The following is a 23469-nucleotide window of genomic DNA, read 5'->3' as shown; positions in this document are numbered from 1 at the left end:
CCACCGTCGCAAGATGGTGGGGGTTTTGCTTTTTGCGGTGCAGAAATTCATAGTGCTTGGGTGACGGGAGTTTGCGCCGTCGCCGCAAGCTCAGCGCGGCGACAGCGCCTCCCGCACAAAACGCACCAACGCCCGCGCCGTCTCCGACCCCGCCGGCATCGCCAGCGTCAGCGCTTGCACCGCCTCAAGACCGGCTTGCAGCCGATGTCTGAGTTTCTGCCCCAACTCCCCACGACTGCCAACATGGCGCTGCCGGCAGGCAATAAAAAACCCGCCGAGGCGGGTTTTCAAAGGGGGGCGAAAGTCAGCGAGTTGAAGCTGTCGGGCAATCGCTCGGTCACACGTTGAACAGGAAGTGCAGCACGTCGCCATCCTTGACGACATAGTCCTTGCCTTCGGCGCGCATCTTGCCGGCGTCTTTAGCGCCCTGTTCGCCACGGTACTGGATGAAATCGTCGTAGGCGATGGTCTGCGCGCGGATATAGCCTCGCTCGAAGTCGGTGTGGATGACGGCTGCAGCCTGCGGGCCGGTGTCGCCGATATGGATGGTCCAGGCGCGTACTTCCTTCACACCGGCGGTGAAATAGGTCTGTAGGCCGAGCAGCTTGAAGGCCGCACGGATCAGGCGGTTCAGCCCCGGCTCATCCTGGCCCATCTCAGCGAGAAAGAGCGCGCGGTCTTCGTCGCTCATGTCGGCCAGATCCGCTTCCGTCTTGGCGCAGATGGCAACGACGGGAGCGTTCTGGCTGGCGGCGTACTCACGCAGGCGGTCGAGGAAGGGATTGTTCTCGAAGCCGTCCTCGGACACGTTGCCGACGAACATCGCCGGCTTGGCCGTGATCAGGCACAGCGGCTTCAGCACGGCGAGTTCTTCCTTGCTGAAATCGATGGAGCGCACCGGCTTGGCTTCGTCGAGTGTGGCCTGGCATTTCTTCAGCACTTCGACGAGGCGCGCGGCCTCCTTGTCGCCACCGGCCTTGGCGACCTTGCTGTAGCGCTGCAGGCTCTTCTCGACGGTGCCCAGGTCGGCCAGGCAGAGCTCGGTCTGGATGACCTCGATGTCGGCGATGGGATCGACCCGACCATTCACGTGGATGACGTTGGGGTCCTCGAAGCAGCGTACGACATTGACGATGGCGTCCGTCTCGCGGATGTGGGACAGGAACTGGTTGCCCAGGCCCTCGCCCTTGCTGGCGCCGGCAACCAGACCGGCGATGTCGACGAACTCGACGACCGCGGGGAGCACGCGTTCGGGCTTGACGATTTCGGCAAGCGCCGCCAGGCGCGGGTCGGGCAGCTCGACGATGCCGACATTGGGCTCGATCGTGCAGAAGGGGTAGTTCTCGGCAGCGATGCCGGCTTTGGTCAGGGCGTTGAAGAGCGTGGACTTGCCGACATTAGGCAGGCCCACGATGCCGCATTTGAGGCTCATGGCGAGGCTTTCCGTTGGGGAGGGCGGCCGGCGGCGGCCGGTGCCGAAGCGTGCGATTTTAGTCGGCCGGCGCGAGCGCGCTCACGCGCCCGGCCCCACGCCGTGATGCGGTCATACCCCCTGCCTACAATCGCGGCATGCAAAGCGTCGATGTGTTGGTCAAGGGCCGGGGGGCGGTAGGTCGCAGCCTCGCGCTCAGCCTGGCCGCCCAGGGCCTGAGCGTGGGCATGACGGGCAACCCCGAGGCGTCGCGCCCGGACGATGTGCGCACCTATGCGCTGAACGCGGCCTCGGTGGCGTTGCTGACCGACCTCAAGGTCTGGGGCAGCCTGCGGGGCGACGCCATCAGCCCGGTCTACGACATGATCGTCAGCGGCGATGCGGCGGGTGGACAGCCGGCGGGGCGGCTGAGTTTTTCGGCCTGGCAGCAGGGCGCGCGTGAACTGGCCGTCATCGTCGACGCCGCGGAGCTGGACGCGCAACTGGCAACGGCGCTGCGCTTCTCGCCCCATGTCCACGACGTGGCCGACGACACACCGGCCGCGCTGACCGCCCTTTGCGAGGGGCGCGAGTCGGCCGCTCGTTCGGCCCTCGGTGTCGAGTTCAAGCCTCGACCCTATGGGCACCGCGCCGTGGCCGCTCGGCTGGTGGCTGACCGGGCCCATCAGGGCGTGGCGCGCCAGTGGTTCCAGCCCGGTGGCGAAGTCCTGGCCCTGCTGCCTTTCGAGAAGCCGCTGCCCGGGGCGTCCTACGGTCTGGTCTGGTCCTGCGCCGAGGCACGGGCATTGCATCTGACGGCCCTGCCGGCCGCGGACTTCGAGCGTGAGCTGAACGAAGCGACCGCAGGTGCCGCCGGCGAACTCAAGCTTGGCAGCGAGCGCTCGAGCTGGCCGCTCGCGCTGGCGCGGGCCGAAACGGTCTGCGGACCGGGCTGGGTGTTGCTCGGCGACGCGGCCCACATCGTGCATCCGCTTGCAGGCCAGGGGCTCAACCTGGGCCTGGGCGACGTCGCTGCGCTGTCGCGGGTGCTGGCCGGGCGTGAAGTCTGGCGCCCGCTCGGCGACGAGCGGCTGCTGCGCCGCTATGCCCGCGAACGCCTCGCCCCGACGCTCGCGATGGGCGAGCTGACCGACGCGCTGCAGCGCCTGTTCGCCCACCCGTCCAACGCCGCCCAGAGCCTGCGCAATCGCGGCCTGGATGCGCTCAACCAACTCCCACCCGTGAAGCGCTGGCTGACCCAGCGCGCCCTCGGGCTCTAAACCCCAACCCGCTCCGCATCGTGTTGCCCTACGCCGCCCGTTTCCTGACGACCAGCCTGCTGGTCGCTGCCTGCCTGCCCGCCCTCGCCAACGAGACCGTCATCCGCAAGGCCATTGCCGAACGCATGCCCAATGCGCCCAAGATCGACGAGGTGCGACCCGCGCCGATGCCGGGCCTGTGGGAAGTCCGCTTCGGCAACGAGGTGCGCTACACCGATGCCACCGGCACCTATCTGATCGAGGGCGAGCTGATCGACCTCAAGTCCAAGAAGAACCTGACCGAGGAGCGCGTCACGCAGCTCAATCGCGTGGACTTCGCGGCCCTGCCGTTCAAGGATGCGCTGATGTGGAGGAATGGCAGCGGCAAGCGCCGCATCGCCGTGTTCGCCGACCCCAACTGCGGCTACTGCAAGCGCTTCGAGAAGGCCTTGCAGGAGATGAAGGACGTGACGGTCTACACCTTCCTCATCCCCATCCTCGGCGGCGATTCGCCCGAGAAGACGCGTGCGATCTGGTGCTCCAAGGACGGCGCCAACACCTGGCTCGCCTGGATGCTCCGCGGCGAGGCGCCGCCCAAGCCGGCCGCAGGCTGCGACGACGGCGCCATCGAGCGCAACCTCGCGTTGTCGCGCAAGATCCACGTCAACGGTACGCCGGCCATCCTGCTGGAAGACGGCAACCGCATCCCGGGCGCGGTCGGGCCGGTCGAGCTCGAGAAGCGCCTGCAGGCCCTGGCCGCACCGGCGAGCAAGTCCTGACCCCGATGAGCGCCGAACATCGGGAGCTCGCGCATCGCCTCGGATATGCCGGCCTCGCCCCCTTCGTGCTCGGCTGCCTGCTGATCTGGCTGATCGGCGACCGCGACCTCGACCAGCACACCTTCGTCAGCCTCGCGCTGTCGGCCTGGGCCGGCCTCGTCATCGCCTTCCTCGGCGGCATCCACTGGGGCCTGTCCTTCACGCACGGCCTGCCCGGCCGCCAGCCGCTCTATTGGGGCGTCAGCGCGGTGTCGCTCGGCTGGCTGGGCGTCGTGATGCCGCCCTATGCCGGCCTGGCCCTGCACGGCGGCGTGCTGATCGCCTGCTATGTGGTGGACCGCCGCGTCTACCCGCAGCTCGGCGCCGGCGACTGGCTGACGCTGCGTTTCCGGCTCACGGCCGTTGCCTCGCTGAGCTGCTTCCTGGCCGCCGCGGGCAGCTGATGGGCGGGCCGCGCTACCGCATCGAGCTGGCCGACCCATCGGCCCACCGCTATCGCGTCACGCTGACGCTCGCCAGCCCGGCCGCCGAGCAGGATTTCAGCCTGCCGGTCTGGATTCCGGGCAGCTATATGGTGCGCGAGTTCGCCAAGCACCTCAGCCGCCTCAGCGCCCGGCAGGGCGGCCGCGAACTGGGTATCGAGCAGCTCGACAAGGCCAGCTGGCGGGTGCGCTGCCAGGGCCGCGCGGCGCTGGTGCTGAGCTACGAGGTCTATGCCTTCGACGCCTCGGTGCGCACCGCCTGGCTGGACGGCCAGCGCGCCTTCTTCAACCCGAGCAGCCTGTGCCTGCGCGCGCATGGCCGCGAGGGCGAGCCGCATCGCATCGATCTGGCGCGGCTGCCCAAGGGCTGGCAGGTCGCGACCGAGATGGTTGCGGCCGACGGTGGTTTCGAAGCCGTCAGCTACGACGAACTGCTCGACCACCCCTTCGAGATCGGCCCGCACTGGACAGGCGAATTCGTCGCCTGCGGTGTGACGCACCGCATCGTCGTGGCCGGTGCCTGGCCCAGCTTCGACGGCGAGCGCCTGCTGGCCGATGTGCGCCACATCTGCGAGGCCCAGATCGCCTTCTGGGAGGAAGGCAGCAAGGCCCCTTTCGAGCGCTACAGCTTCCTGCTCTGGGCCGTGGACGACGGTCATGGCGGCCTCGAACACCGCGCCAGCACGGCGCTGATCTGCGCCCGACGCGAGCTGCCCACTGCGGATGAGCCTGCCACGCCGGGCGACCACTACGCGCGCCTGCTCGGCCTGTTCAGCCACGAGTATTTCCATGCCTGGAACGTGAAGCGGCTCAAGCCCGCGGAGTTCGCAAGCCTGGACTACCAGCGCGAGAACTACACCGAGCTGCTGTGGTTCTTCGAGGGCTTCACCAGCTACTACGACGAACTGATGCTGCTGCGCGCCGGCCGGGTCGACGCGCCGCGCTACCTGAAGTTGCTGGCCGCCAGCGTCAACGGCGTGCTCGCCACGCCGGGCCGGCGCGTGCAGCCGCTCAGTACCGCCAGCTTCGAGGCCTGGACCAAGTACTACCGGCCCGACGAGAACAGCCCGAACGCGACGAGCAACTACTACGCCCAGGGTGCGTTGGTGGCCCTCTGCCTGGACCTGAGCCTGCGTGCCCGCCAATCCAGCCTGGACGCGCTGATGCGGCGGCTCTGGGCCGGCGGCGCCGGTGGTGCGCTCAGCGAGGCCGACATCTTCGCGGCGGTGCAGGCCCTGGGAGGCGGGGAGCTGGCGACCCGATTGAGCGCCTGGGTCCACGGGACCGACGAACTGCCGCTGCGCGAACTGCTCGAGACCCACGGCATCGCCTGGCGCGACGAGGGCCGCCAGAGCGTGGCCCAGCGCCTGGGCCTGCGCGTACGCGAGACCGCACTGACCGGCGTCGGCGTGACGCATGTGCTCGCCGGCGGGGCAGCCGAGGCGGTCGGGCTGAACGCACGCGACGAGATCCTCGGCTGCAACGGCTGGCGGCTGCGCCGCCTGGACGATGCGCCCGGCCTGCTCGCACCGGGCGACACGCGCCTGCGCCTGCTCGTCGGCCGCGACCAGCGCCTGTTCGAACTCGATGTCGAGTTGCCGCCGGCGCGGCCGGCATCCGTCGCGCTGGCTCTGGCCGACGGCGAGCCGATGCTGCGCCGTTGCTGGCTCGGCACCTGAACCCGCGATGAGATCCGTCCGGCCGCCCGGTCTGTTGGTGCTGGCCGTGCTGGCGCTGCACCTGCTGCTCGGGCACGAGGTGCAGCGCATCCACGAGGGCTGGCTCAGCGACGGCCCGCCGCCCATGCCCGAGCGCATGAAGGTGGCGCTGGTGCACGAGATGACGCTGCAGGCGCCGCCGGCGCGGCCGACCGCGCCCCGCCTGCCACAGCCCGCGCCCAGGCACGAGTCACCCGCTTCACCCGAGCCGGCCTCCGAGCCCGCCTCGGCACCCGAACCCGCGTCGGCACCCGAGTCCGAACCGGCAGCCGAGGCTGCGTCCGCCGCGCCGGTACCCGTCGTCGCTGCCGAGGCCGCGTCCGCCCCGGTCGATGGCGAGCCCGGCCCCGAGTGGCCGCTCTCCACGCGGCTGACCTATGTGCTGACCGGCAACTATCGCGGGCCCATCCACGGCCAGGCCCAGGTCGAGTGGCTGCGCAAGGGCCGTGACTACCAGGTGAACCTGGATGTCGCGGTCGGCCCCAGCTTCGCGCCCCTCATCACCCGCCGCATGAGCAGCCAGGGCCAGTTGACGCCCGAGGGCATCGCACCGCAGCGCTACGACGAGGAGACCAAGTTCATCCTCGGTGAGCCCCGCCGCATCAGCGTCTTCTTCCTGCCTGGCGAGGTGCAGCTGGCCACTGGCGTGCGCGAGCCGGCGATGCGAGGCGGCCAGGACGCGGCCAGCCAGTTCGTGCAGCTGACCTGGCTCTTCATGACCGGCCGGGAGACCTTGCAGGCCGGCCGTGTCGTGCATTTCCCGCTGGTGCTGCCGCGCCGGCAATACGACTGGCAGTACGAGGTGCTGGGCTTGGAGCCGCTGAGCACGACGATGGGCGAGCTGGCGACCTGGCATCTGAAGCCCAGCCGCCCCGCCATCGGTGGTGACCTGACCGCTGAGGTCTGGCTGGCGCCGGCCCTGCAATACCTGCCCGTGCATATCCTCATCCGCCAGGACGCCGAGACCTCGATCGACCTGATGCTGAAGAGCGCGCCGCTGCAAGCCGCGCCAGAATCGCCCAACGACACCCCCAGGAGGCTTTCCCAATGACCTACGAATGCATCATCACCGCCGTGCACGGCGACGGCCCGCGCAAGACCGCCCTCATCACGCTGAACCGGCCCAAGGCGCTGAACGCGCTGAACGACCAGCTGATGGACGAACTGGGCGAGGCCCTGCTCGCCTTCGATGCCGACGACGGCATCGGCTGCATCGTGCTGACCGGCTCCGAGCGTGCTTTCGCGGCCGGTGCCGACATCCCGACCATGCTGCCCCACACCTTCGCCTCCGCCTTCAAGAGCGGCCTGATCTCCAAGAACTGGGAGACCATCCTGCAGGTGCGCAAGCCCGTCGTCGCCGCGGTGGCAGGTTTTGCGCTCGGCGGCGGCTGCGAGCTGGCCATGATGTGCGACTTCATCATCGCGGCCGACTCGGCCAAGTTCGGCCAGCCCGAGATCAAGCTCGGCATCGTGCCCGGTGCGGGTGGCACGCAGCGCCTGCCGCGCGCGGTGGGCAAGAGCAAGGCCATGGACATGCTGCTGACCGCCCGCATGATGGGCGCCGCCGAGGCCGAGAGTGCCGGCCTGGTGTCGCGCGTCGTGCCGGCCGACAAGCTGCTGGAAGAGACCCTGGCTGCCGCCGAGACGATCAACGGCTTCAGCGGCCCCTCGGTCATGCTGATCAAGGAACTGGTGAACCTGGCCTACCAGGGCCCGCTGAAGGACGGCGTCGCCGTGGAGCGCCGCTATTTCCACGCGTTGTTCGGCAGCCATGACCAGCGCGAGGGCATGGAGGCCTTCCTGGCCAAGCGGGCGCCGAATTTCGAACACCGCTGACCATCGCTGCGCCCTGCGCCGAAGCGGCCCCTCGAGGGCCGTTTCCCTTTCGGCGGCGGCGCCGGTCCGCTCTTGTCGACTGGGCGCCAACGCCGCGTTGATTCGTCGCATTTATGGCATGCCGAATAAATCGAAGATTCGATTGTTTGCGTGGGAGCAATTTTCCATTGATGGGTATCTAGTGTTTCTACTGAGGTCGGCTGCCTACAGTTCAGGCCATGGACAACGCGGTCGCGAAGTCCGAATGACCCCAGGCAGGAGCTTCCTGCCACTTTGAAGGAGCCCGTCATGAGCAAGCTGTCCACCCTCTTCGCCGCCGTTGCCCTCGTCGCCGCCGGCGCTGCCTCCGCCCAAACCGCCCAGCCGCTGACCCGCGAGCAAGTCGTCGCCGATCTGGTTGCCGCCCGCAACAGCGGCGAACTGGCCGCCATCCAGGGTGAAAAGGGCATTGAAGTGACGACCCCGGCCAGCGCCAAGGCTGCCGCCGTCGCGACGACTAAGCTGCCTCGCCAGGCCGTGCTGACCCTCAAGCCGACCGAAGTCAGCGCCGACGAGAAGACCGCCGCCGCCCTGGCTGCCGACCACGGCGAGAACGCCGCCCGCGAACTGGGCGATTTCCCGGCCCCGATCGTGCGCCGCGCCTCGGCGATGGCCGCGCGCTGAAACAAAGCGGTTTCAAGCCGATGAAAGGCGACCCGACGGGTCGCTTTTTTATGGCCCGCATTCCTAGAATCCGCCGCCCACCCAAAAAAACCGGGCGTTGGAGACAAGATGGGAATGCAAAGGATGTGGGCGGCCGGCGTCTTGCTGGCAGTTTCCTTGAAAGCGCTTGCGGCCGGACCCGTGGTCGGCGTGAGCTGGTCCAACTTCCAGGAAGAGCGCTGGAAGACCGACGAGGCCGCGATGAAGGCCGAACTGACCCGCCTGGGCGCCGGCTACGTCAGCGCCGATGCGGGCGGCTCGCCCGAGAAGCAGATCGCCGATGTCGAGTCCCTGCTGGCCAAGGGTGCCAAGGTGCTGGTCATCCTGGCCATGGACAAGGACGCGATCCAGCCCGCGCTGAACAAGGCCAAGGCGCGCAAGGTGCCCGTCGTGGCCTATGACCGCCTGATCGAGTCGCCCGAGGTCTTTTACCTGACCTTCGACAACCGCGAGGTCGGCCGCCTGCAGGCCGCAGCCGTGCTGGCCGTGAAGCCCAAGGGCCGCTACGTGATGATCAAGGGCTCGCCCAGCGACCCCAACGCCGACTTCCTGCGCGCCGGCCAGCAGGAGGCGCTGGCCGAAGCGGTGAAGAAGGGCGACGTGAAGATCGTCGCCGAGGAATACACCGACGGCTGGAAGCCCGAGGTGGCGCAGAAGAACATGGAGCAGATCCTGACCCGCCTGAAGGGCGGCGTGGACGCGGTCGTCGCCAGCAACGACGGCACCGCCGGTGGCGCCATCGCGGCGCTCGCCGGCCGCGGCGTCAAGGGCGTGCCCGTCAGCGGCCAGGACGCCGACCATGCGGCGCTGAACCGCATCGCGCTGGGCACGCAGACCGTGTCGGTCTGGAAGGACTCGCGCGCGCTGGGCAAGGCCGCCGCCGCCGCCGCGGTGCAACTGGCCAACGGCCAGAAGGTGGACGGCGCCGCGCCCTGGGCCGGCGGCGAGCGCAAGGTCTCGCTGCAGGCCAAGTTCCTCGCCCCGGTGGCGGTCACGCAGGCCAATCTGGACCAGGTCATCAGCGCCGGCTGGGTGCCCAAGGCCGTGGTCTGCAAGGGCGTCGACGGCTCAAAAGCCCCGGCGGCCTGCAAGTGAGCGCCCAGACCCGGCGGCTCGCCGTGATGGCGGCCGTGCTGGTGGCCATCGCCATCGGCTTTCACCTGCTCACCGGCAGCTTTCTGACGGCGGAGAACCTCTACAACATCGCCCAGCAGACGGCGGTCGTCGGCATCGTGGCCAGCGGCATGGCCCTGGTCATCGTCGCCCGCCAGATCGACCTCGCGGTGGGCTCGCTGCTCGGCGCGGTCGGCGTGCTGATGGCCTGGCTGCAGTACACGCAGGGCTGGTCGGTCGCGGCCTCGCTGGCCGCCGGCCTGGGCCTGGCCCTGGCCGTGGGGCTGTTCCAGGGCTGGCTGTCGGCCGTCGTCGGCATCCCGTCCTTCGTCGTCACGCTGGGCGGCCTGGTGTCGCTGCGCGGCGTGGCCTTCCTGATCGCCGACGGCAAGACCCAGCCGGTCAGCGAGCCCTGGCTGCTGGCCCTGGGCGGTGGCATCGACGGTTCTCTGGGCGAGCGCGGCAGCTGGCTGCTGGGCGTGGGCCTCGTCGCCCTGCTATGGGGCTGGCAGGCCGTGCAGCGCCGCGCGCAGCAGCGCGCCGGCGGCATGCCGGGCGATATCCGGCACGAGCTGCTGAAGGGCGGCCTGGCGGCACTCGCGGTGTTCGGCTCCATCGCCGTCTTCAACGCCTACAAGATCGAAGGCCAGGAGCAGGGCCAGGGCCTGCCGCTGCCGCTGGTGATCTGGGTGGCCGTCGTGCTGCTGCTGGGCTTCGTGGCCAGGCACACGCGCTTCGGCCGCTACGTCTATGCCATCGGCGGCAACCCCGATGCGGCGCGGCTGGCCGGCATCCCGGTGCGCCGCGTGATGATCCAGCTCAACCTGCTGCTGGCCGCTTTGGTGGCGCTGGCGGCGGTCGTCGCGATGGCGCGGCTGAACGCGGGCGCGAACTCGATGGGCACGGGCATGGAGCTGACCGTCATCGCGGCGGCCGTCATCGGCGGCGTCTCCCTGGCCGGCGGCAGCGGCAGCGTCGGCGGCACGGTGCTGGGCGCCCTCATCATCCAGTGCATCGACAGCGGCTTGCTGCTGACCGACGTGGGCATCGGCTGGCGCATGGTCGTGCTGGGCCAGGTGCTGGTCGCCGCCGTGGTCTTTGATCGTGTGGTGCAGAAATGAGTGCCTTGCTTGAAGTGCGCGAGGCGCGCAAATCCTTCGGCGGCGTGCACGCGGTCGATGGCGTGTCCCTGAGCCTGGCGCCCGGCGAGGTGCTGGCCGTGCTGGGCCACAACGGCGCCGGCAAGTCCACGCTGATGCAGATGCTGGCCGGTGCGCTGCCCTTCGACGGCGGCGAGCTGCTGCTGAACGGCGAGGCGGTGACGTTCGCGAGCCCGGCCGATTCCCGCGCCGCCGGCATCGAGACCATCCACCAGAAGCTGGCCCTGGCCGACAACCTCGATGCCGTCGCCAACCTCTTCCTCGGCCGCGAGATCCGCACCCGCTTCGGGCTGCTCGACGACGCCGCGATGCGCGCCGCTGCCGTGCCGCTGTTCGCGCGGCTCAACCCCAACTTCAGGAACATCGCCGACCCGGTGATGTCCCTGTCCGGCGGCCAGCGCCAGGTGGTGGCGATTGCGCGGGCGCTGCAGTTCAAGGCCCGCGTACTCATCATGGACGAACCCTGCGCGGCCCTCGGCCCGGCGGAGACGGCGATGGTCCACGACCTGATCCGCCGGCTCAGCGCCGAGGGCGTGGGCATCCTGCTCGTCACACACGACATGCCCGATGTGTTTGCGCTGTCCAACCGTCTGGCCGTCATGAAAAACGGCCGTCTGGTGGGTGTCTGCCGCACCGCCGACGTGAACGAGGACGAGGTGCTGGCGATGATCATTGCGGGCAAGGCACCGTCGGCTCTCTGACGCTGGCGGGCTTTGCATCGCCGATGAACTGGCAGGACGGACATTTTGGAGGGTGCGGGGCGGATTGGGTGCCGGGGTGACGATCAGCCGCCCCACCGGGCCGGCTGACGCCGCTGGCTTCAGCGAAGTTGCCGGGCCAGCTGCTCTGCATAGGCGAACGACGGCCGGGTGGACGCCACCAGTCGATTCGTGCTCTCCGGGTCCGCCAGGAGCGGCGCGACCGCATCGCGAAGCTGGCGTTCCCAGTTCTCCATAACGATGGCCGCCGAATTGGCCAGCCAGGTCCGCGCCGAATCCCTGTCCAGACCCATGCGAACGGCCGCATCGAGCAGCCGGGGCAGGCTTGTGCCGCTCAGCCCGTCCACGCCGGTGGCCATGGCCAGGCTGGGGCCTTCAGGGTGGGCCGTCGAAGCGTTGGGCGTGATGTCGAAGGCCGGAGACAGCCCCCAGATGGGCCTGCCTTCGGCAATCCCGCTGCACAGCAGCCCGGTGTTCAGGTGATGGTCGTCGGTGTTGCCCACCAGCGCGTTGAAAGCGATGCGGCGCCACAGCTCCGCCAGCTCGTCGGCGACGCGAGCTTGCATGCACGCCGGGCCCATGCGCACCCATGTGCGCAGCTTGTCGGCCAGGTTGAGGTAAGAGCGTTCAGGATCGCCGCGCACTGCATCCAGGCGGAGCCTGAGCGCCGTGTGTGCGCTGGCGTACAGCTTGCGCCTCGGCTTGTCAGGATCCCCCGCCCGATCGAAGCGCTCGACCATCAGGACCTGGTGCGCGCCGAATGTATGAAGGCGCACCGGTGCCGCGTTGATGCCAACCCTGCGGGCCTGGACCATCGTCACGAATTCACGGGCCGGTAGCGCCGCCCGGTCGCTGCGCGCCTGCATCTTGACCAGCCAAAGCCGACCCTCGTGCTCCAGCGTGGCCTTGGGTCGGTCGCCACCCGCGCTGGTGTCCAAGTCGTCGTTGAGCCGGCGCAGTGCGTGACTGGATGGCTCGTGCGCCTCCAGTTGCCGGGTCAGCACCTCCAGGTCGTGCAGGCGCTTGGGCCGCCAAGACAGCTTGCGGTCCAGATCCAGGCAGGCCTCCAAGGCGCCGACGCCGTCCGGCACGCCCAGCTCCAGTAGCTCCAGCGGCCCGATGCCGTCGCCGTGTTGCGCCTTCAGCCGGTCCTCGCCATAGCCGGCAGGCTTGGCGTCTCTGAGCACACCGGGCAGGCCGTCGCTCCCCAACAGCGTGATCCCGCGGGAGGAGCGGTTCAGGCGCAGCTCGACCGGATCCAGCGGAATCGCATCCGGACGCTGCAAGAACTGAGGCGAATAGACGAAGCGAGCGCGCCCGGTCTCGTTGATGAGGTCGCCGGCACGCACCGGTTCGTCCATATCGGGCAACCAGGCCCAGACGGGGGTCGTGGCCATCAGCGCACCTTCAGCGTCCGCTCGGCGAAGGTGACGGACTGGGGGTCCACCTGAGGGTCGAGCAACTGGTCTATCTGGCCCAGCAGGTCCAGCGCCTGGAACACCTTGAGTGCGTTCCCCAAAGCAACGCCGTCAGCTCCGGCCTCCAGAGCACGCAGGGTGGACAGCGACACGTCCGCCAGATCGGCCAGCTCCTGCTGGGTGAACCCGCGCAACTTGCGGGCCATCCAGAATCGCTTGCCCAGGCGCTCGAGCGCCGCTTCCACCAAGACGGGCGTCGGCCGAAGGCTGCTGTTGTACTTGCGTGCGACGTTCACGACGTAATACTAGGGTTGTTCGTTGAGATTGCAACGATGTAATAAGAGTATTCGTTGCTGTACCAACAAAAACTGTCGCGGCCTCAGGGGCGCGTGGCAATCCACCCGAACCACGACGAGCTGGCGCGGTGCTTCGCCACGGGCCCGGAAGGTCGTGGGCATCTCCCCAACGACGTGTCCGTCGTGCGACGGGTCGGCGCCATGCCGCTCGAGCAGAACGGCAAGTAGAGCCTGAACAGGCGCGACGCAGCTGGAGGGGCTGCAGGTGCCATGACCCCCCATGTCCTGCCTGCGGTATGCGTGCGTCGAGGTCATTGCTCCGGCTTCGCCAGTCGGTGGCGCACGGAACCGCGCCCCGCAACTTCCTAGTCCCAGCCATTCAAGCTTAGCCGGCCCACCTTCGAGTCCGAGCCACGAGGCTTCGCGGAGTAATCGTGTCCACGCCGCGTTCGTCCAGTGGGATCAGCGGCACCTTTGACAAGGCCGCGTCGACGTCGACATAGCCGTGCTGCAGCAACGCCTTGCAAAACTCCCGGTCCTTATGTCGGCCAGCGACGGCCTTGGCCAAGAACAGATCCAGGACGTCGATGCAGTAGTCTGCGTAGCCCATGGTGTTCTCGTTCTGGATCTTGTTGACGCGGGTCAGCCAGTCGCTGGGCAGCTTCGCCAGGTCCGGATCAATCCCTTCAGCGTAGTAGCCATACACGTTGTGAAAGTCAGAGAACTCCCCAATGGCTCCATCGATCTGATCTCTCAGCTCGGGCGCATTCAGGGGATACACGTCCGCCTCCATGGAAACCGTGAACTCGTCCGGAGGGTTGGGGTACGCGCCGAGGATCGCCTGCGAGCCCATAACGACGAATTCGTATTGCTTCGTGATGTCGGCGCAGGCCCGAATGATGTGCTCGAGCTGTTCGCGCGTCATGCGCCGACTCCCGCCTTTGGCACATCGGGCACCTTGGCGCCGCCGTCGTGCGGATCTTCAGGTTGATCACTCCGCAGCTCGGTGATCATGGTAGACGGGCTCGCCAGCACGACGCCCTTTCGGTGCTCCGCAAATTGCTCGAGGATTTTGCGGCGGGCTTCATCGGGCACAACAACCCCGAGCGGCGATGTCTGGCGCAGTTGCTGGGCACGTGCCGTCGACGACATCACTTTCTGCCATGTGGAGTTGGACAAGATAGCCATCCATTCGCGCCATAGGCTCATGGATCGTGATGTCGGCTGTTTTGCCATCCACTCGGTCAGCACGCTCTTTGCCCTGTCGGCCAACTGCGGGTCCCGCTTGATAAGGCGCACTGCTTCCTCATGAAGCGCCATGCTCAGCAGGTCCTGCGTCCGGTGCTTGGCTGTGGAGGGTCCGATCTCGACCTTCACCGTGGGGGGAAGTCGCTTGGACCGCGCAGCAGCCGAGCCGGGTGGTGCTGGCGAGAGCGTGTCGCCTACGAGCAGTGCCAATTCGCCGTTGATTCCGAGGGCCGCCATCACGCGGAGGTACGTGCCAATTGCCGGCGATGGGTCACCCGACTCAACCGAGCGTAGCGTCTTGCGGGTGATTCCAGCAGCCGATGCCAACTGCTCCGCTGTCATTCCTCGAGCCTTTCTCAAATCGCGCAAACGGTCACCCAACTGCAGCAGCAGGTGCCTGTTCAGCATAGATGCATCGATGCTCATATGGGTCGTATAGTATCCAAAATACAAATCAATGGATACCATGGGGTTCATTTATGAGGATCCAAGGCCGCCTGAAGCTGTCCAGTCGACGCTGAGTTCGACATCAGGCGATCGGCTTCTGCCGCGACTCTGGGCCCGCCTCTGACCTCGGAACCGCACATCACGCGCGGGCTTGACCTTCTTCCCGCTTGCCAGGTCGTCCAGCAGGTCCGCCCACATCTGGACCATCCGCCGCCGCTGATCGAGGTGGGTCGCCCGGGCTTAGCTGCCGTCCAGTTCCTCATCCGAGACGTGGGCCAGGTGCCGCTCCAGGAACATCCGATCCCAACCCAGCAGTTCGCGAATCAACGTCCGTGCCGTGGCCCGAAAGCCATGGCCAGTGATCTGTTCACGTGTGCTGTACCCGAGTGTTCACAGCGTCGCGTTGATGGTGTTGTCGCTCATGTAGCGCGTGTCCTCGGATCGCTTCGCGATGCGCTGACCGGCCCCGTCAGTCCGGTCCGCGGCCGCAGATCCAGCAAGCTATCCACGGCCCGAGTGGGCACGGGCACAAAGTGCGATGGTGTCCGGGGATCGCGCTCCTTGCGGACAGCGAAATGGTGACCGAGGCCGGCTGCGCATCGGTAGCCGGCTTGTCCGACGCGAGCACCACGACGTGTCGCCCGGTCTGCCGGGTGTTCGGACGATTCAAGCGCCCAAGCGGAACGCGTTGACCGCCTGCGACAGCCGCTGGGCCTGTTCCTTCAGGGACTCGGCGGCTGCCGCCGATTCTTCGACCAGTGCGGAGTTCTGCTGCGTCATCTGGTCCAGCTGCGCCACCGCGGTGTTGACATGGCTGATGCCCGTGGACTGCTCGGTCGACGCCAGCGTGATCTCGCCAATGATGTGCCCGACCCGTTGAACCGCGTCGACGATCTCGCGCATGGTCGTTCCCGCCTCATCGACCAGCCGGGTACCCGCCTGCACGCTGTCGACGCTGCTTGAAATCAGGGTCTTGATCTCCTTGGCGGCCTCCGCACTGCGCTGGGCCAGGCTGCGCACTTCCGACGCGACGACGGCGAAGCCGCGCCCCTGTTCGCCGGCTCGCGCGGCCTCGACCGCGGCGTTGAGGGCAAGGATGTTGGTCTGGAAGGCGATGCTGTCGATCACGCCGATGATGTCGGCGATCTTGCCCGAGCTGTGGTTGATTTCGGTCATCGTCGACACGACCTGGCCGATCACCTCACCACCCCGCCGGGCGACACTGACCGCCGAACTGGCCAGGGCGTTGGCTTGCTGGGCCGAAGCCGCGGACTGTTGGACGGTGCCTGTCAGCTCGTCCATGGCGGTAGCGGCCTGCTGAAGATTGGAGGCCGTCTGTTCGGTGCGATGGCTGAGATCGAGGTTGCCGGCCGCGATCTCGCGACTGGCAGTGTCGATGCTGTCGCTGGAGGCGCGCACCTGCTCCACCGTGGCGCGCATGGCCTGCACCATATGCCCCAAGCCCTCGAGCAGGCTGCCGCTGGTGGAGGGCGGCACCTCGACCGCCAGATTGCCGTGCGCCACGCTGTCCATGATGCCGATGGCCAGCGCCGGCTCGCCGCCCAGTTGTCGCAGCACGGCACGCGAGATGGCGTACCCGAGCCCGCCGATGGCCAGCAGCACGACCACGCCGATGCCGGTCTGCCGCAAGGCCACGGCCCAAACCTGCTGTTCGACATCGTCCATGTACAGCCCCGAGCCCACGATCCAGTTCCAGCCGGGCACCCGGATCAGGTGCTGGAGCTTGGGATACAGGACGGGATCGGGGCTCGGGTCGCCCGGCTTGGCCACCGTCGAGGCGATGTAGGCATTGCCATCCCGGCTCGCGGCCACCGCGTCGACCAGCAGCTTGGCCGTGTCGACACCGTCCTTGTTGATGGTCTTGCCGATGACCGTCTGGCCAGGCACCCACTTCTTGTTGTGCGGGTGCATGATGGCGACGCCCTCGGTCGTCAGGATGTAGAAGTAGTCGGCCTGGCCGGCCGTATCGCCATAGCGCGCCATTCGCACCGCGTCGATGGCCGCCTTCTGGGCGTCGGCTTCGCTCATCGCGCCCGATCGGGCCGCTTCCTGATAGCCGCTCACCACCATTGCGGCCGACTGCACCGCCGAGCGCAGCGCCGACTGGCGGCCCAGCATGATGTCGTGGCGCGCCTGCAGCACGGAAACCAATGTCATGAGCGCAATGCCGAAAACGGCGCCCGCGACGATGGCCAGGATCTTTCGCTTGAAGTTGAGTGCTTGAAACACGGCCCCTCCTAAGCGTCATGCGACCGGCCCAGTATCGCGCTGCAGGCCTTGGCCGGGTGAGAAATCCCAAGCGCTGGGCGCCGCGGCGAACCGCTGCCCCGCGCCCTTCGTGTCGCTTCGAGCTACAGGCCCAGCACGGCCACCGGCAGGCACGCCAGGGCAACTGCAAGCACCTGCAAGCCGAACACCTGAATGCCTTGCCGGGGTGATCGCGGCAGCCAACGGACCGCGTGGTACAGCACGATGGGCAGTTGCAGCGCGATCAGCAACTGGAACAGGTGCGCGGCAACGCCCTCATCGGCCTCGCGGCCGGTGCCGAACGTGGCGACATGCACGCCCACGAGCAAGAGGGCAGCAAGCGACATCAGCACAGGAACCGCCGCGCTGGGCTTGCCGAATGCACCGCTGACCATCGAGTCATTCTAGGCGTCGCCCATATGTGCCATCGACGGCGCGAACCCATCGAAAAGAAGCAATAACCAGCAATGCGACGACGTCATCCTGGCTCGCCCTGGGCGAGTCGTTCAGGGTGAGTTGGCCGGACGTACATGGACGCCCCCGGTTTGCCAAGCTTCCAGCTCACCGACGCACAAAGGAAGAGCTTGCGCCCGGACTCCGGACTTCAGTTGCGAGACGAACTCGCTGTCCCTATGGGGGCCGGGAACCGCCCATCTCTGGACTTCGCGCGGCCCGACATCTAGCCCGATCAAGGGCTTACGCGCCTCGTGCTCACCGAGTCCTGAACCGGATGCTCATTCAACTCTGAACTTTCCCGGTTTCCGTTCACCCAAGTCTGTACTTTTGCGCCCAGCTGGCTGTTCATCGGGCCCCTTGGTGGGCCTCACGCGAACCAAGGCCCGAGCGCCAGCGTGCTACCTGGAGAGGCCCCGGGTTTTCCTGTCGATAAACTCGTCGCGCTGAGCCTTTAGATTCGGCCCGTCGATGTACTGAGCCAGTAGATCCAGGTCTTTCTTGCCGACACCCTGACGCTGGAAGAAGGCCTGCCATCCATCGACGACGCCCGCCACCCGCCGAATCGTCTCGACTGCCGAGTCCTTCTTGAGGCCAAAGGCCTCGACCTGCGACAGCGCGTTGTCAATCGACGACTCCGCCTCTCCTTTGCCGACACGCAGTTGCTGCTGGCCCAGCCCCTGAACCGACGGCACGACGTCGTAGGCCAAGGACAGGTCGTAGAACCCGTCCGCAGCCCGCACGAAGGCGTGGTTCTTCTCATGGTCGTCCGTGTTGTCCATGAGGATGTTGAAGACCATGCGCCGGAACAGCTCCTGCTGATGCCCCGAATGGCCTCAGGGCGCGCGACCTTGCGCAGGCACTGGGCCAGCTCGGGGTAGCCCATCGGCAAGCCGGCCGCGCGCAGCACGGTGTTGGCCGAGATCACATGCGAGCGCTGATCGCCGTCGCGGTCGAAGCGCCGGACTGCGACGGCGTGCCCGCGAGGCAGCGGCAGGGCGCGTGTCGTCGCCACCTGGATACCGCACTCCGCCGCGAGGCGCATCGTGGCGTGCTCGACCAGCTCGGTGTCGAAGTCCTCCCCTTCCGAGAACTTCACCACCCACTGCGCCCCGTCCATCTCGATCAGGGACTTGGGGCGTGCGCCACCGAACGAGGGGCCAGGCTTGACCAGGCGCTTCAACGGCTCGGCCACCGGCTCGCCCGCAAGAACTAAGGCAATGGCCCGCGCCATGTCCGGCAAGCTGTCCAGACTGGCCATCGTCCCCTCGCTGCTGGGCAGATAGCCCTTGGAAGCTGCGGACACGCCCAGCGCGCCGAAGCGGTCGTCCCCGGCAAAGTACAGGTACTCCAGCACGGACAGCCGGGCCGGCTTGTAGAGGTTGCGGATGACGCGCTCGCCCCATCGGTCGGGCCGGGCATCGTCCACGGCGCCGGCTGCCATGTCCCGTTCCTTGGGCAAGAAGACGCCACTGGCCAGCGGCAGATCCTCGCTGAGGGCGAAGCCTTGCTGCCGCCAGTCGGCGGCATATTCGAGCCCCACCTTGCGGTTGCCGTCGGCCAGGAAGATGCGACCGATCAAGCGCGGCGCGCTCTGCCGCCCCGCCCCCAGCCACCACAGGCTCATCGCGTCTTGCGGTTTGTAGGCATCAACCATCGCGCCGCCTTCCCTTGTTCTGGATCGCCAGGACTTCCTGGGCCAGGGCCTGCGCGTCGTTCTCCGGGGCCGCCAGGTGGCGCAAGGCGTCGTCCTGACCCACGAGCCACAAGGCCGTGGCGTAGACCCCCATGCTCACGCGCGGATCACCTTTTTCCATCGCGGCCAACGTGGGCACAGACACGTTCATGCGCAGCGCCCAGGAGCGCAAGGATTCCTTGCGCCGCTTGCGGCCCAAGCGAAGGTGCTCCCCCAGCACTCCCAGGGAGACCTGCACGGAGCTAGGCAACGAGGCGATGGAATCGGCGACTCTTGGCATAAAGAGAGATTACACATATTTGCCATTTTGTGAAACCATAAATTCACAAAATGCACAAACGTAGCCGCCTCAACGGGAAGGACGCCCCATGGCGCTCCGCCAGCGAGGGCCTCGTCCCTCGCGTCGTCGCCCTCGCCGCCGACCGGCCCGCAGGCCCGACGCGGCCGCCCACCCATCCCACGCCGCCAGGCCGAGCGCCCGACGGGCGCCACCTCCAAAAGTTCAGACTTGAATGAACGAAGTTCAGAGATGAATGGGTTTCGACGATGGGTGTCGGGGACAACGGCGATGTCTGTCGGAGCGACGGCGCTTACGGCGAAGACGATGCGTGGCAGGAGAAGTGCAGTGCGATGCCTGAAGTGATGCAGGTTTTTTGTCGCATCGACTACTTGGTGAACCAGCCGGAGACGCGCTGGCGAATGCGCAGGAAGAAGCCCGCCCGCTCCACGCCGGCAAGGGCGACGAGCGGTGCCTCGCCGAGTTGCTTGCCATCGGCAGTGGCGACGACCTTGCCGATCACGGCCCCCTTGGCGATCGGCGCCTCGAGTTCCGGGTTCAGCGTGACGGCGGTCTTGACCGAAGCACCCTGTCCCTTCGGAATCACCATCGACCATGGCTGTGCAATGCCGGCCGCGACATCAGGCGCCACGCCGTACCGCACTTTGGCCGTCGCCAGGGGCGCGCCCGCCTGGGCCGGGGTCGCCGCTTCGAAGTTGCTGTAACCCCAGTTGAACAGCACCCGGGTCTGGTCGGCCCGGGCCTGTGCGCTGTTCGCATTCATGATGACCGAGATCAGCCGCATCCCGTTTCGCTTGGCCGATGCGGTCAGGCAATATCCGGCCTCCTCCGTGTGGCCGGTCTTGAGTCCGTCGACCGTCGGATCGGTGTACAGCAGGGCATTGCGATTGCCCTGCTTGATGCCGTTGTAGGTGAATTCGCGCTCGGCGTAGATCGGGTAGTACTCGGCACTGTTGCGGATGATCGCCTGCGCGAGCACGGCGAGGTCGCGTGCCGAAGCCTTGTGGCGCGGGTCGGGCAGCCCGGCCGAATTCTCGAAATGCGAATGCGCCATGCCCAGCTTGGCGGCTTCCGCGTTCATCATGGCGGCGAACCCGGACTCGGAGCCGCCGACGTGCTCGGCCAAGGCCTTGGAGGCGTCGTTGCCGCTGTCGATGACGACGCCGCGCAGCATGTCCATCAAGGGGACTTGCGCATTGAGTGGCACGAACATGCAGCTGTCGCCGCCCTTGCCGCCGCGGCACCAGGCGCTCAGGCTCATGGTGACCGGTTCATCGGGCTTCAACTTGCCGCTCTTGAGCCCTTGCTCCACCAGGTAGCTGGTCATCATCTTGGTCAGCGACGCGGGGGGAAGCGGCTCGTCCGCATTGGAGGACGCAAGGATCTGCCCGGTGCTGAAGTCCATCAGCACCCAGGCCTTGTTGTCGAGCAGGGGAACCGTGCGGCCGTTCGCGTCGGTGGTGGTCGCAGGCTCGGTGCTTGCGGCCGGTTTGGACTTGTGGGCGGCGGCGCGGGGCTTGGCATGCGCCGCGGCGCAGGCTGTGCCGGCCAGGCCGAACAGGACGGCCGTGGCGAGGACGCAGGGCAGGAGGGGGGAGGTACGAGGGCTGTGGGTCATGGAGTGATGCTTCGAGAAGCAGGTAGGTCGCCCGCGACCCGTCCACTGAAGCATCGAGACCAGATGTGATTTCTCTTCGTTCGAAGCACAACCAACCTGTTCGATTCAATCGACGAGCCAGCGAAGGCGGAATTGGGTTCGATGGATCCGGGTGTGCTCGACAGGCGCGCGCAAGCGCTCAGGGTCCATTGTCGCGGATCTGCCAGCACGCCCTGGCGAGCCAGGCTGCATGCCTGCACCCGAATGGTTGCAGTTTGTTGGCCGCTGTGAGGGCATGAGCGCCCAGCGAGACTGTCAGCTGAGCGGCGCGCTTGGGCGAGCCGGCCCGGCAAGCCAGCGGTGTCGACCACGCGCCCCTGCGGTGGGGCAAATTCGGCCGGCGACAACATGCGGGCCGCCCGCGCGGGCCTGGCGATCCTTCGCGCCCTTCAGCGCGACCAGGCCGTCTTCAGCAAGACCTTGCCCTGCGCCGACGCGAACAATACCTGCGTCTGGCCAGCGTACGGATGCCACACCAGGCCAGGTGCAGCGCCGGCCACGCGCTACGCAGAAGAAGTACCGGCCAGGCGGGCCAACAACGGACGTTATGTCGCACCGCCGTGCCGGTTAGCTGATCGCCTCATTGCAAGTATCAGCAAAGTGCATTGCTCTGCATTTGCAATTTGCGACGCAAGAGGACTCCGACCTTGACCACTGCAGCGATCGCCAGCCACTGGAACCGCTGGGAGGCCAAAGTCCTGTCCGCCGGCATGACTATGGAACGGATCTCCGCATGAGCGCTGAAACCATCGACCACACCACATTGATGCGCCTGGTCGAAGCCCAGGCCGTGCGCGCTGCACACGTCATCGGCCAGCCAGGTGGGTGGAGCATCGTCGTCAAGTACGGCATGACCGAACGCCCCTTGGCGGCCACGCGCAGCCGCGAGGTCCGCATATTCAAGAAGCTGGAAACGCTGGTCGGCTACCTCAAGGACATGGGCGTGAGCCACTTCGACGTGAACGCGGCCGACTACGACCCCAAGGGCGGCAAGACTGTCGCTCGGCCCGATACGTCGGCGGCGTTGAAGCGAGCTCACGAGGCTGCTGCGCATGACAAGTGGTTCCGGGAACAAGTGGCGGATGCCATCGCCGAGGCTGACGCGCCAGGCGCCGAGTGGATTCCGCACGAGCTTGTGAAGGCTGACATGGCGAAGCAGCGCGCAGCCTTGCAAAAGCGCATCGCCAAGGCCAGCAGCAAGTGATGCAGTTGCTATGGACTGCGCGCGCACGCCGACAGCGGGGGGCAGCAATCGACGACATCGCAGATCAAGACCCGATCTCGGCGATGGCGGTGCTCGACCGCATCGAACAGCAGACGGACGTTCTCTTGCAGCAGCCGGAACTCGGTCGGCCTGGTCGGAAGCAGGGCACGCGCGAGCGGGTCATCAGCCGCACGCCGCTCATCATCGTCTACCGCGTCAGGCCCAGGGCCAAGCGCGTTGAGCTGCTGACGCTGCTGCATGGTTCTCAGCAGTGGCCGCCGGCATGAAGACCCCTGAGGCCGTTGACGGCCTGGAATCGTGTCTGGATGGTGCGCGTGATCGCCATCCCAGCGACAGCGCCGCTCAGCGCGAGCTTGAGGCCATCATGCTTCGGCGCTTCGCAGATCTGCACCCGTCATGGCAGCCTGTCGACTGGCCAACGGTTGTGACTGCGCTGGGCCTCGCGCCCGACTGGGCTGACGCCAGGCCGGACTTCGTATGTTCCGCGCCGTGCTTGTGCGACGGACCTCGGCCAGGACGCCTGGACCTGCCGGATTTCCCAATGCAGTGAGATCAGTCCGCCATCAGTGAAGTTGCGACCTGCCATGAGGTTGCAACCTTGCTGATCAAGTCGCAGCCTATCGAGAGAGTTGCGACGCCTTGAAGACGCATGCCGGGGGGGCCTTCTCGGCGCTGGCCCACCTCACGAGGCCGGCGGCCCGAAAGACGTTGAGGATCAGCCTGAGGTCGCTGCCAAGTTCGAACGCCTTGGATCACTGGGCCAACTTGGCCAGCAGGCTCATGGGTCGTAACCGTGCAGCCGTGGCACCTTGAGAACGGCGGCCGCAGCGATAACGATGGTGTCCAGTTACGCAAATAGCTGAACAGAGTCGCAAGCGCAGGCGCTACAGCCCCGAGCTGAAGGCCCAGATATTGGCCGAGTGCGAGGTGCCGGGCATGTCGATGGCCAAGGTTGCCCTGGCGCATGACATCAACACCAATATCCTGCACGGCTGGCGCAAGCTGACGCGCCGCGTGGAGCCTGTGGTCGTTCGCCAGGAGTTCGTGCCGGTGTCAGACCTTGGCGCCTTCCGGCAACTGCGCCAGCTGCTGACCGATTCCCGGGGCCTGGGCGCCATCACGCGGCCAGGTTTCGCGCTGGAGGCCGTGCGCGAACTGGGCGCCGACCAGTACGGCCTGCGCACTGTTGGCGGCGGTCAGAAAGCGCGCTTATTCGGCGGTGAGACGGCGGTTTTGGCCATGACCAGGCACTACGGCGCTCCCCAGGTCAGTATTCGATACGGG

General features: G+C 67.2%; 24 protein-coding genes and 1 pseudogene. 13 read left to right on the top strand and 12 right to left on the bottom strand.

Annotated elements, in window-relative coordinates; translation table 11 throughout:
* Positions 1 to 90: 90 nt before the first annotated feature.
* Together EV671_RS24780 and ychF are read right to left on the bottom strand one after the other, a co-directional pair.
* The gene (locus tag EV671_RS24780) at positions 91 to 291 is read right to left on the bottom strand and encodes a hypothetical protein (protein WP_132576585.1); all 201 of its coding nucleotides are present in this window, start codon (positions 289 to 291) and stop codon (positions 91 to 93) included.
* Positions 292 to 337: 46 nt separating this feature from the next.
* Positions 338 to 1432, bottom strand: a complete 1095-nt coding sequence (gene ychF, locus EV671_RS24775) for a redox-regulated ATPase YchF (RefSeq protein WP_132576584.1) — start codon at positions 1430 to 1432, stop codon at positions 338 to 340.
* A 137-nt stretch (positions 1433 to 1569) separates the two neighbouring features.
* Here ychF and EV671_RS24770 point away from each other — a divergent pair, with 137 nt between their 5' ends.
* From EV671_RS24770 to EV671_RS24725, 10 genes are all read left to right on the top strand, one after another.
* Positions 1570 to 2691: an FAD-dependent monooxygenase gene (locus tag EV671_RS24770; protein WP_132576583.1), complete on the top strand. Its 1122-nt coding sequence runs from the start codon at positions 1570 to 1572 to the stop codon at positions 2689 to 2691.
* 20 nt (positions 2692 to 2711) lie between these two features.
* Complete coding sequence (locus EV671_RS24765) at positions 2712 to 3449, top strand: DsbC family protein (protein ID WP_243655872.1); 738 nt, start codon at positions 2712 to 2714, stop codon at positions 3447 to 3449.
* Positions 3450 to 3454: 5 nt separating this feature from the next.
* Positions 3455 to 3892, top strand: coding sequence for a DUF3429 domain-containing protein (locus EV671_RS24760; RefSeq protein WP_132576582.1), 438 nt, complete (start codon positions 3455 to 3457; stop codon positions 3890 to 3892).
* Positions 3892 to 5610 carry a M61 family metallopeptidase gene (locus EV671_RS24755; protein WP_132576581.1) on the top strand — a complete coding sequence of 573 codons (1719 nt, stop codon included), beginning with the start codon at positions 3892 to 3894 and terminating at the stop codon, positions 5608 to 5610. Before EV671_RS24760 ends, EV671_RS24755 begins: the two co-directional genes overlap by 1 nt.
* A 7-nt stretch (positions 5611 to 5617) precedes the next feature.
* Positions 5618 to 6700 (top strand): DUF3108 domain-containing protein, encoded by a 1083-nt coding sequence (locus tag EV671_RS24750; protein WP_165917714.1) that lies wholly within the window; start codon positions 5618 to 5620, stop codon positions 6698 to 6700.
* A complete protein-coding gene (locus tag EV671_RS24745; protein WP_132576579.1) occupies positions 6697 to 7485 on the top strand; it encodes an enoyl-CoA hydratase in 789 nt (262 codons plus the stop codon). The genes EV671_RS24750 and EV671_RS24745 overlap by 4 nt, the downstream gene beginning before the upstream one ends.
* A gap of 288 nt (positions 7486 to 7773) precedes the next feature.
* A complete protein-coding gene (locus EV671_RS24740) occupies positions 7774 to 8148 on the top strand; it encodes a DUF4148 domain-containing protein (protein WP_132576578.1) in 375 nt (124 codons plus the stop codon).
* Between the two features lie 189 nt (positions 8149 to 8337).
* The gene (locus tag EV671_RS24735; RefSeq protein ID WP_243655871.1) at positions 8338 to 9282 is read left to right on the top strand and encodes a substrate-binding domain-containing protein; all 945 of its coding nucleotides are present in this window, start codon (positions 8338 to 8340) and stop codon (positions 9280 to 9282) included.
* Positions 9279 to 10421, top strand: a complete 1143-nt coding sequence (locus EV671_RS24730) for a sugar ABC transporter permease (RefSeq protein WP_243655870.1) — start codon at positions 9279 to 9281, stop codon at positions 10419 to 10421. The genes EV671_RS24735 and EV671_RS24730 overlap by 4 nt, the downstream gene beginning before the upstream one ends.
* Entirely contained in the window at positions 10418 to 11161 is a 744-nt protein-coding gene (locus EV671_RS24725; RefSeq protein WP_132576576.1) for an ATP-binding cassette domain-containing protein, read from the top strand. Before EV671_RS24730 ends, EV671_RS24725 begins: the two co-directional genes overlap by 4 nt.
* Before the next feature lie 119 nt (positions 11162 to 11280).
* Here the strand turns inward: EV671_RS24725 and EV671_RS24720 are convergent, their stop codons facing one another.
* The 10 genes and pseudogenes from EV671_RS24720 to EV671_RS24675 all read right to left on the bottom strand — a co-directional run bounded on the left by EV671_RS24720 (position 11281) and on the right by EV671_RS24675 (position 20921).
* Positions 11281 to 12576, bottom strand: a complete 1296-nt coding sequence (locus tag EV671_RS24720; RefSeq protein WP_132576575.1) for a type II toxin-antitoxin system HipA family toxin — start codon at positions 12574 to 12576, stop codon at positions 11281 to 11283.
* Positions 12576 to 12893 (bottom strand): helix-turn-helix transcriptional regulator, encoded by a 318-nt coding sequence (locus EV671_RS24715; RefSeq protein ID WP_243655869.1) that lies wholly within the window; start codon positions 12891 to 12893, stop codon positions 12576 to 12578. The genes EV671_RS24720 and EV671_RS24715 overlap by 1 nt, the downstream gene beginning before the upstream one ends.
* 385 nt (positions 12894 to 13278) lie before the next feature.
* A complete protein-coding gene (locus tag EV671_RS24710) occupies positions 13279 to 13818 on the bottom strand; it encodes a DUF6036 family nucleotidyltransferase (protein WP_207911249.1) in 540 nt (179 codons plus the stop codon).
* The gene (locus EV671_RS24705; RefSeq protein ID WP_338139961.1) at positions 13815 to 14618 is read right to left on the bottom strand and encodes a helix-turn-helix domain-containing protein; all 804 of its coding nucleotides are present in this window, start codon (positions 14616 to 14618) and stop codon (positions 13815 to 13817) included. The genes EV671_RS24710 and EV671_RS24705 overlap by 4 nt, the downstream gene beginning before the upstream one ends.
* Before the next feature lie 636 nt (positions 14619 to 15254).
* The gene (locus EV671_RS27860) at positions 15255 to 16838 is read right to left on the bottom strand and encodes a methyl-accepting chemotaxis protein (protein WP_277592494.1); all 1584 of its coding nucleotides are present in this window, start codon (positions 16836 to 16838) and stop codon (positions 15255 to 15257) included.
* Positions 16839 to 16960: 122 nt separating this feature from the next.
* Positions 16961 to 17251 (bottom strand): hypothetical protein, encoded by a 291-nt coding sequence (locus EV671_RS24690; RefSeq protein WP_132576574.1) that lies wholly within the window; start codon positions 17249 to 17251, stop codon positions 16961 to 16963.
* A gap of 459 nt (positions 17252 to 17710) precedes the next feature.
* Positions 17711 to 18091 carry a HipA domain-containing protein gene (locus tag EV671_RS28075; protein ID WP_415840550.1) on the bottom strand — a complete coding sequence of 127 codons (381 nt, stop codon included), beginning with the start codon at positions 18089 to 18091 and terminating at the stop codon, positions 17711 to 17713.
* Between the two features lie 113 nt (positions 18092 to 18204).
* Positions 18205 to 18936 (bottom strand): annotated as a pseudogene (locus tag EV671_RS28070) (type II toxin-antitoxin system HipA family toxin); the annotation flags it as partial.
* 22 nt (positions 18937 to 18958) lie between these two features.
* The gene (locus EV671_RS24680; protein ID WP_243655868.1) at positions 18959 to 19243 is read right to left on the bottom strand and encodes an XRE family transcriptional regulator; all 285 of its coding nucleotides are present in this window, start codon (positions 19241 to 19243) and stop codon (positions 18959 to 18961) included.
* Between the two features lie 427 nt (positions 19244 to 19670).
* Positions 19671 to 20921 carry a D-alanyl-D-alanine carboxypeptidase family protein gene (locus EV671_RS24675; protein ID WP_132576572.1) on the bottom strand — a complete coding sequence of 417 codons (1251 nt, stop codon included), beginning with the start codon at positions 20919 to 20921 and terminating at the stop codon, positions 19671 to 19673.
* A gap of 772 nt (positions 20922 to 21693) precedes the next feature.
* Between EV671_RS24675 and EV671_RS24670 the strand changes: the two genes are divergently transcribed.
* From EV671_RS24670 to EV671_RS24660, 3 genes are all read left to right on the top strand, one after another.
* The gene (locus tag EV671_RS24670; RefSeq protein WP_132576571.1) at positions 21694 to 22164 is read left to right on the top strand and encodes a hypothetical protein; all 471 of its coding nucleotides are present in this window, start codon (positions 21694 to 21696) and stop codon (positions 22162 to 22164) included.
* Complete coding sequence (locus tag EV671_RS24665; protein ID WP_132576570.1) at positions 22164 to 22451, top strand: type II toxin-antitoxin system RelE/ParE family toxin; 288 nt, start codon at positions 22164 to 22166, stop codon at positions 22449 to 22451. The genes EV671_RS24670 and EV671_RS24665 overlap by 1 nt, the downstream gene beginning before the upstream one ends.
* A 589-nt stretch (positions 22452 to 23040) precedes the next feature.
* Positions 23041 to 23469 (top strand): transposase (locus EV671_RS24660; protein ID WP_165917715.1); only part of this gene is annotated, 429 nt, incomplete at its 3' end.

The organism is Roseateles saccharophilus, from assembly GCF_004342485.1.
Lineage (GTDB): Bacteria > Pseudomonadota > Gammaproteobacteria > Burkholderiales > Burkholderiaceae_C > Pelomonas > Pelomonas saccharophila.
Note: the sequence above shows the minus strand (reverse complement) of the source record. Positions and strands in the feature narration are given on the sequence as shown.

Bases quoted from the DNA above. Each gene is read 5' to 3' on its own strand.
- ychF (WP_132576584.1), bottom strand. From the start codon at position 1,432: ATGAGCCTCAAATGCGGCATCGTGGGCCTGCCTAATGTCGGCAAGTCC.
- EV671_RS24770 (WP_132576583.1), top strand. From the start codon at position 1,570: ATGCAAAGCGTCGATGTGTTGGTCAAGGGCCGGGGGGCGGTAGGTCGC.
- EV671_RS24760 (WP_132576582.1), top strand. From the start codon at position 3,455: ATGAGCGCCGAACATCGGGAGCTCGCGCATCGCCTCGGATATGCCGGC.
- EV671_RS24755 (WP_132576581.1), top strand. From the start codon at position 3,892: ATGGGCGGGCCGCGCTACCGCATCGAGCTGGCCGACCCATCGGCCCAC.
- EV671_RS24750 (WP_165917714.1), top strand. From the start codon at position 5,618: ATGAGATCCGTCCGGCCGCCCGGTCTGTTGGTGCTGGCCGTGCTGGCG.
- EV671_RS24745 (WP_132576579.1), top strand. From the start codon at position 6,697: ATGACCTACGAATGCATCATCACCGCCGTGCACGGCGACGGCCCGCGC.
- EV671_RS24740 (WP_132576578.1), top strand. From the start codon at position 7,774: ATGAGCAAGCTGTCCACCCTCTTCGCCGCCGTTGCCCTCGTCGCCGCC.
- EV671_RS24725 (WP_132576576.1), top strand. From the start codon at position 10,418: ATGAGTGCCTTGCTTGAAGTGCGCGAGGCGCGCAAATCCTTCGGCGGC.
- EV671_RS24720 (WP_132576575.1), bottom strand. From the start codon at position 12,576: ATGGCCACGACCCCCGTCTGGGCCTGGTTGCCCGATATGGACGAACCG.
- EV671_RS24710 (WP_207911249.1), bottom strand. From the start codon at position 13,818: ATGACGCGCGAACAGCTCGAGCACATCATTCGGGCCTGCGCCGACATC.
- EV671_RS24705 (WP_338139961.1), bottom strand. From the start codon at position 14,618: ATGAACCCCATGGTATCCATTGATTTGTATTTTGGATACTATACGACC.
- EV671_RS24690 (WP_132576574.1), bottom strand. From the start codon at position 17,251: ATGGTCAGCGGTGCATTCGGCAAGCCCAGCGCGGCGGTTCCTGTGCTG.
- EV671_RS28075 (WP_415840550.1), bottom strand. From the start codon at position 18,091: ATGGACAACACGGACGACCATGAGAAGAACCACGCCTTCGTGCGGGCT.
- EV671_RS24675 (WP_132576572.1), bottom strand. From the start codon at position 20,921: ATGACCCACAGCCCTCGTACCTCCCCCCTCCTGCCCTGCGTCCTCGCC.
- EV671_RS24670 (WP_132576571.1), top strand. From the start codon at position 21,694: ATGAGCGCTGAAACCATCGACCACACCACATTGATGCGCCTGGTCGAA.
- EV671_RS24665 (WP_132576570.1), top strand. From the start codon at position 22,164: ATGCAGTTGCTATGGACTGCGCGCGCACGCCGACAGCGGGGGGCAGCA.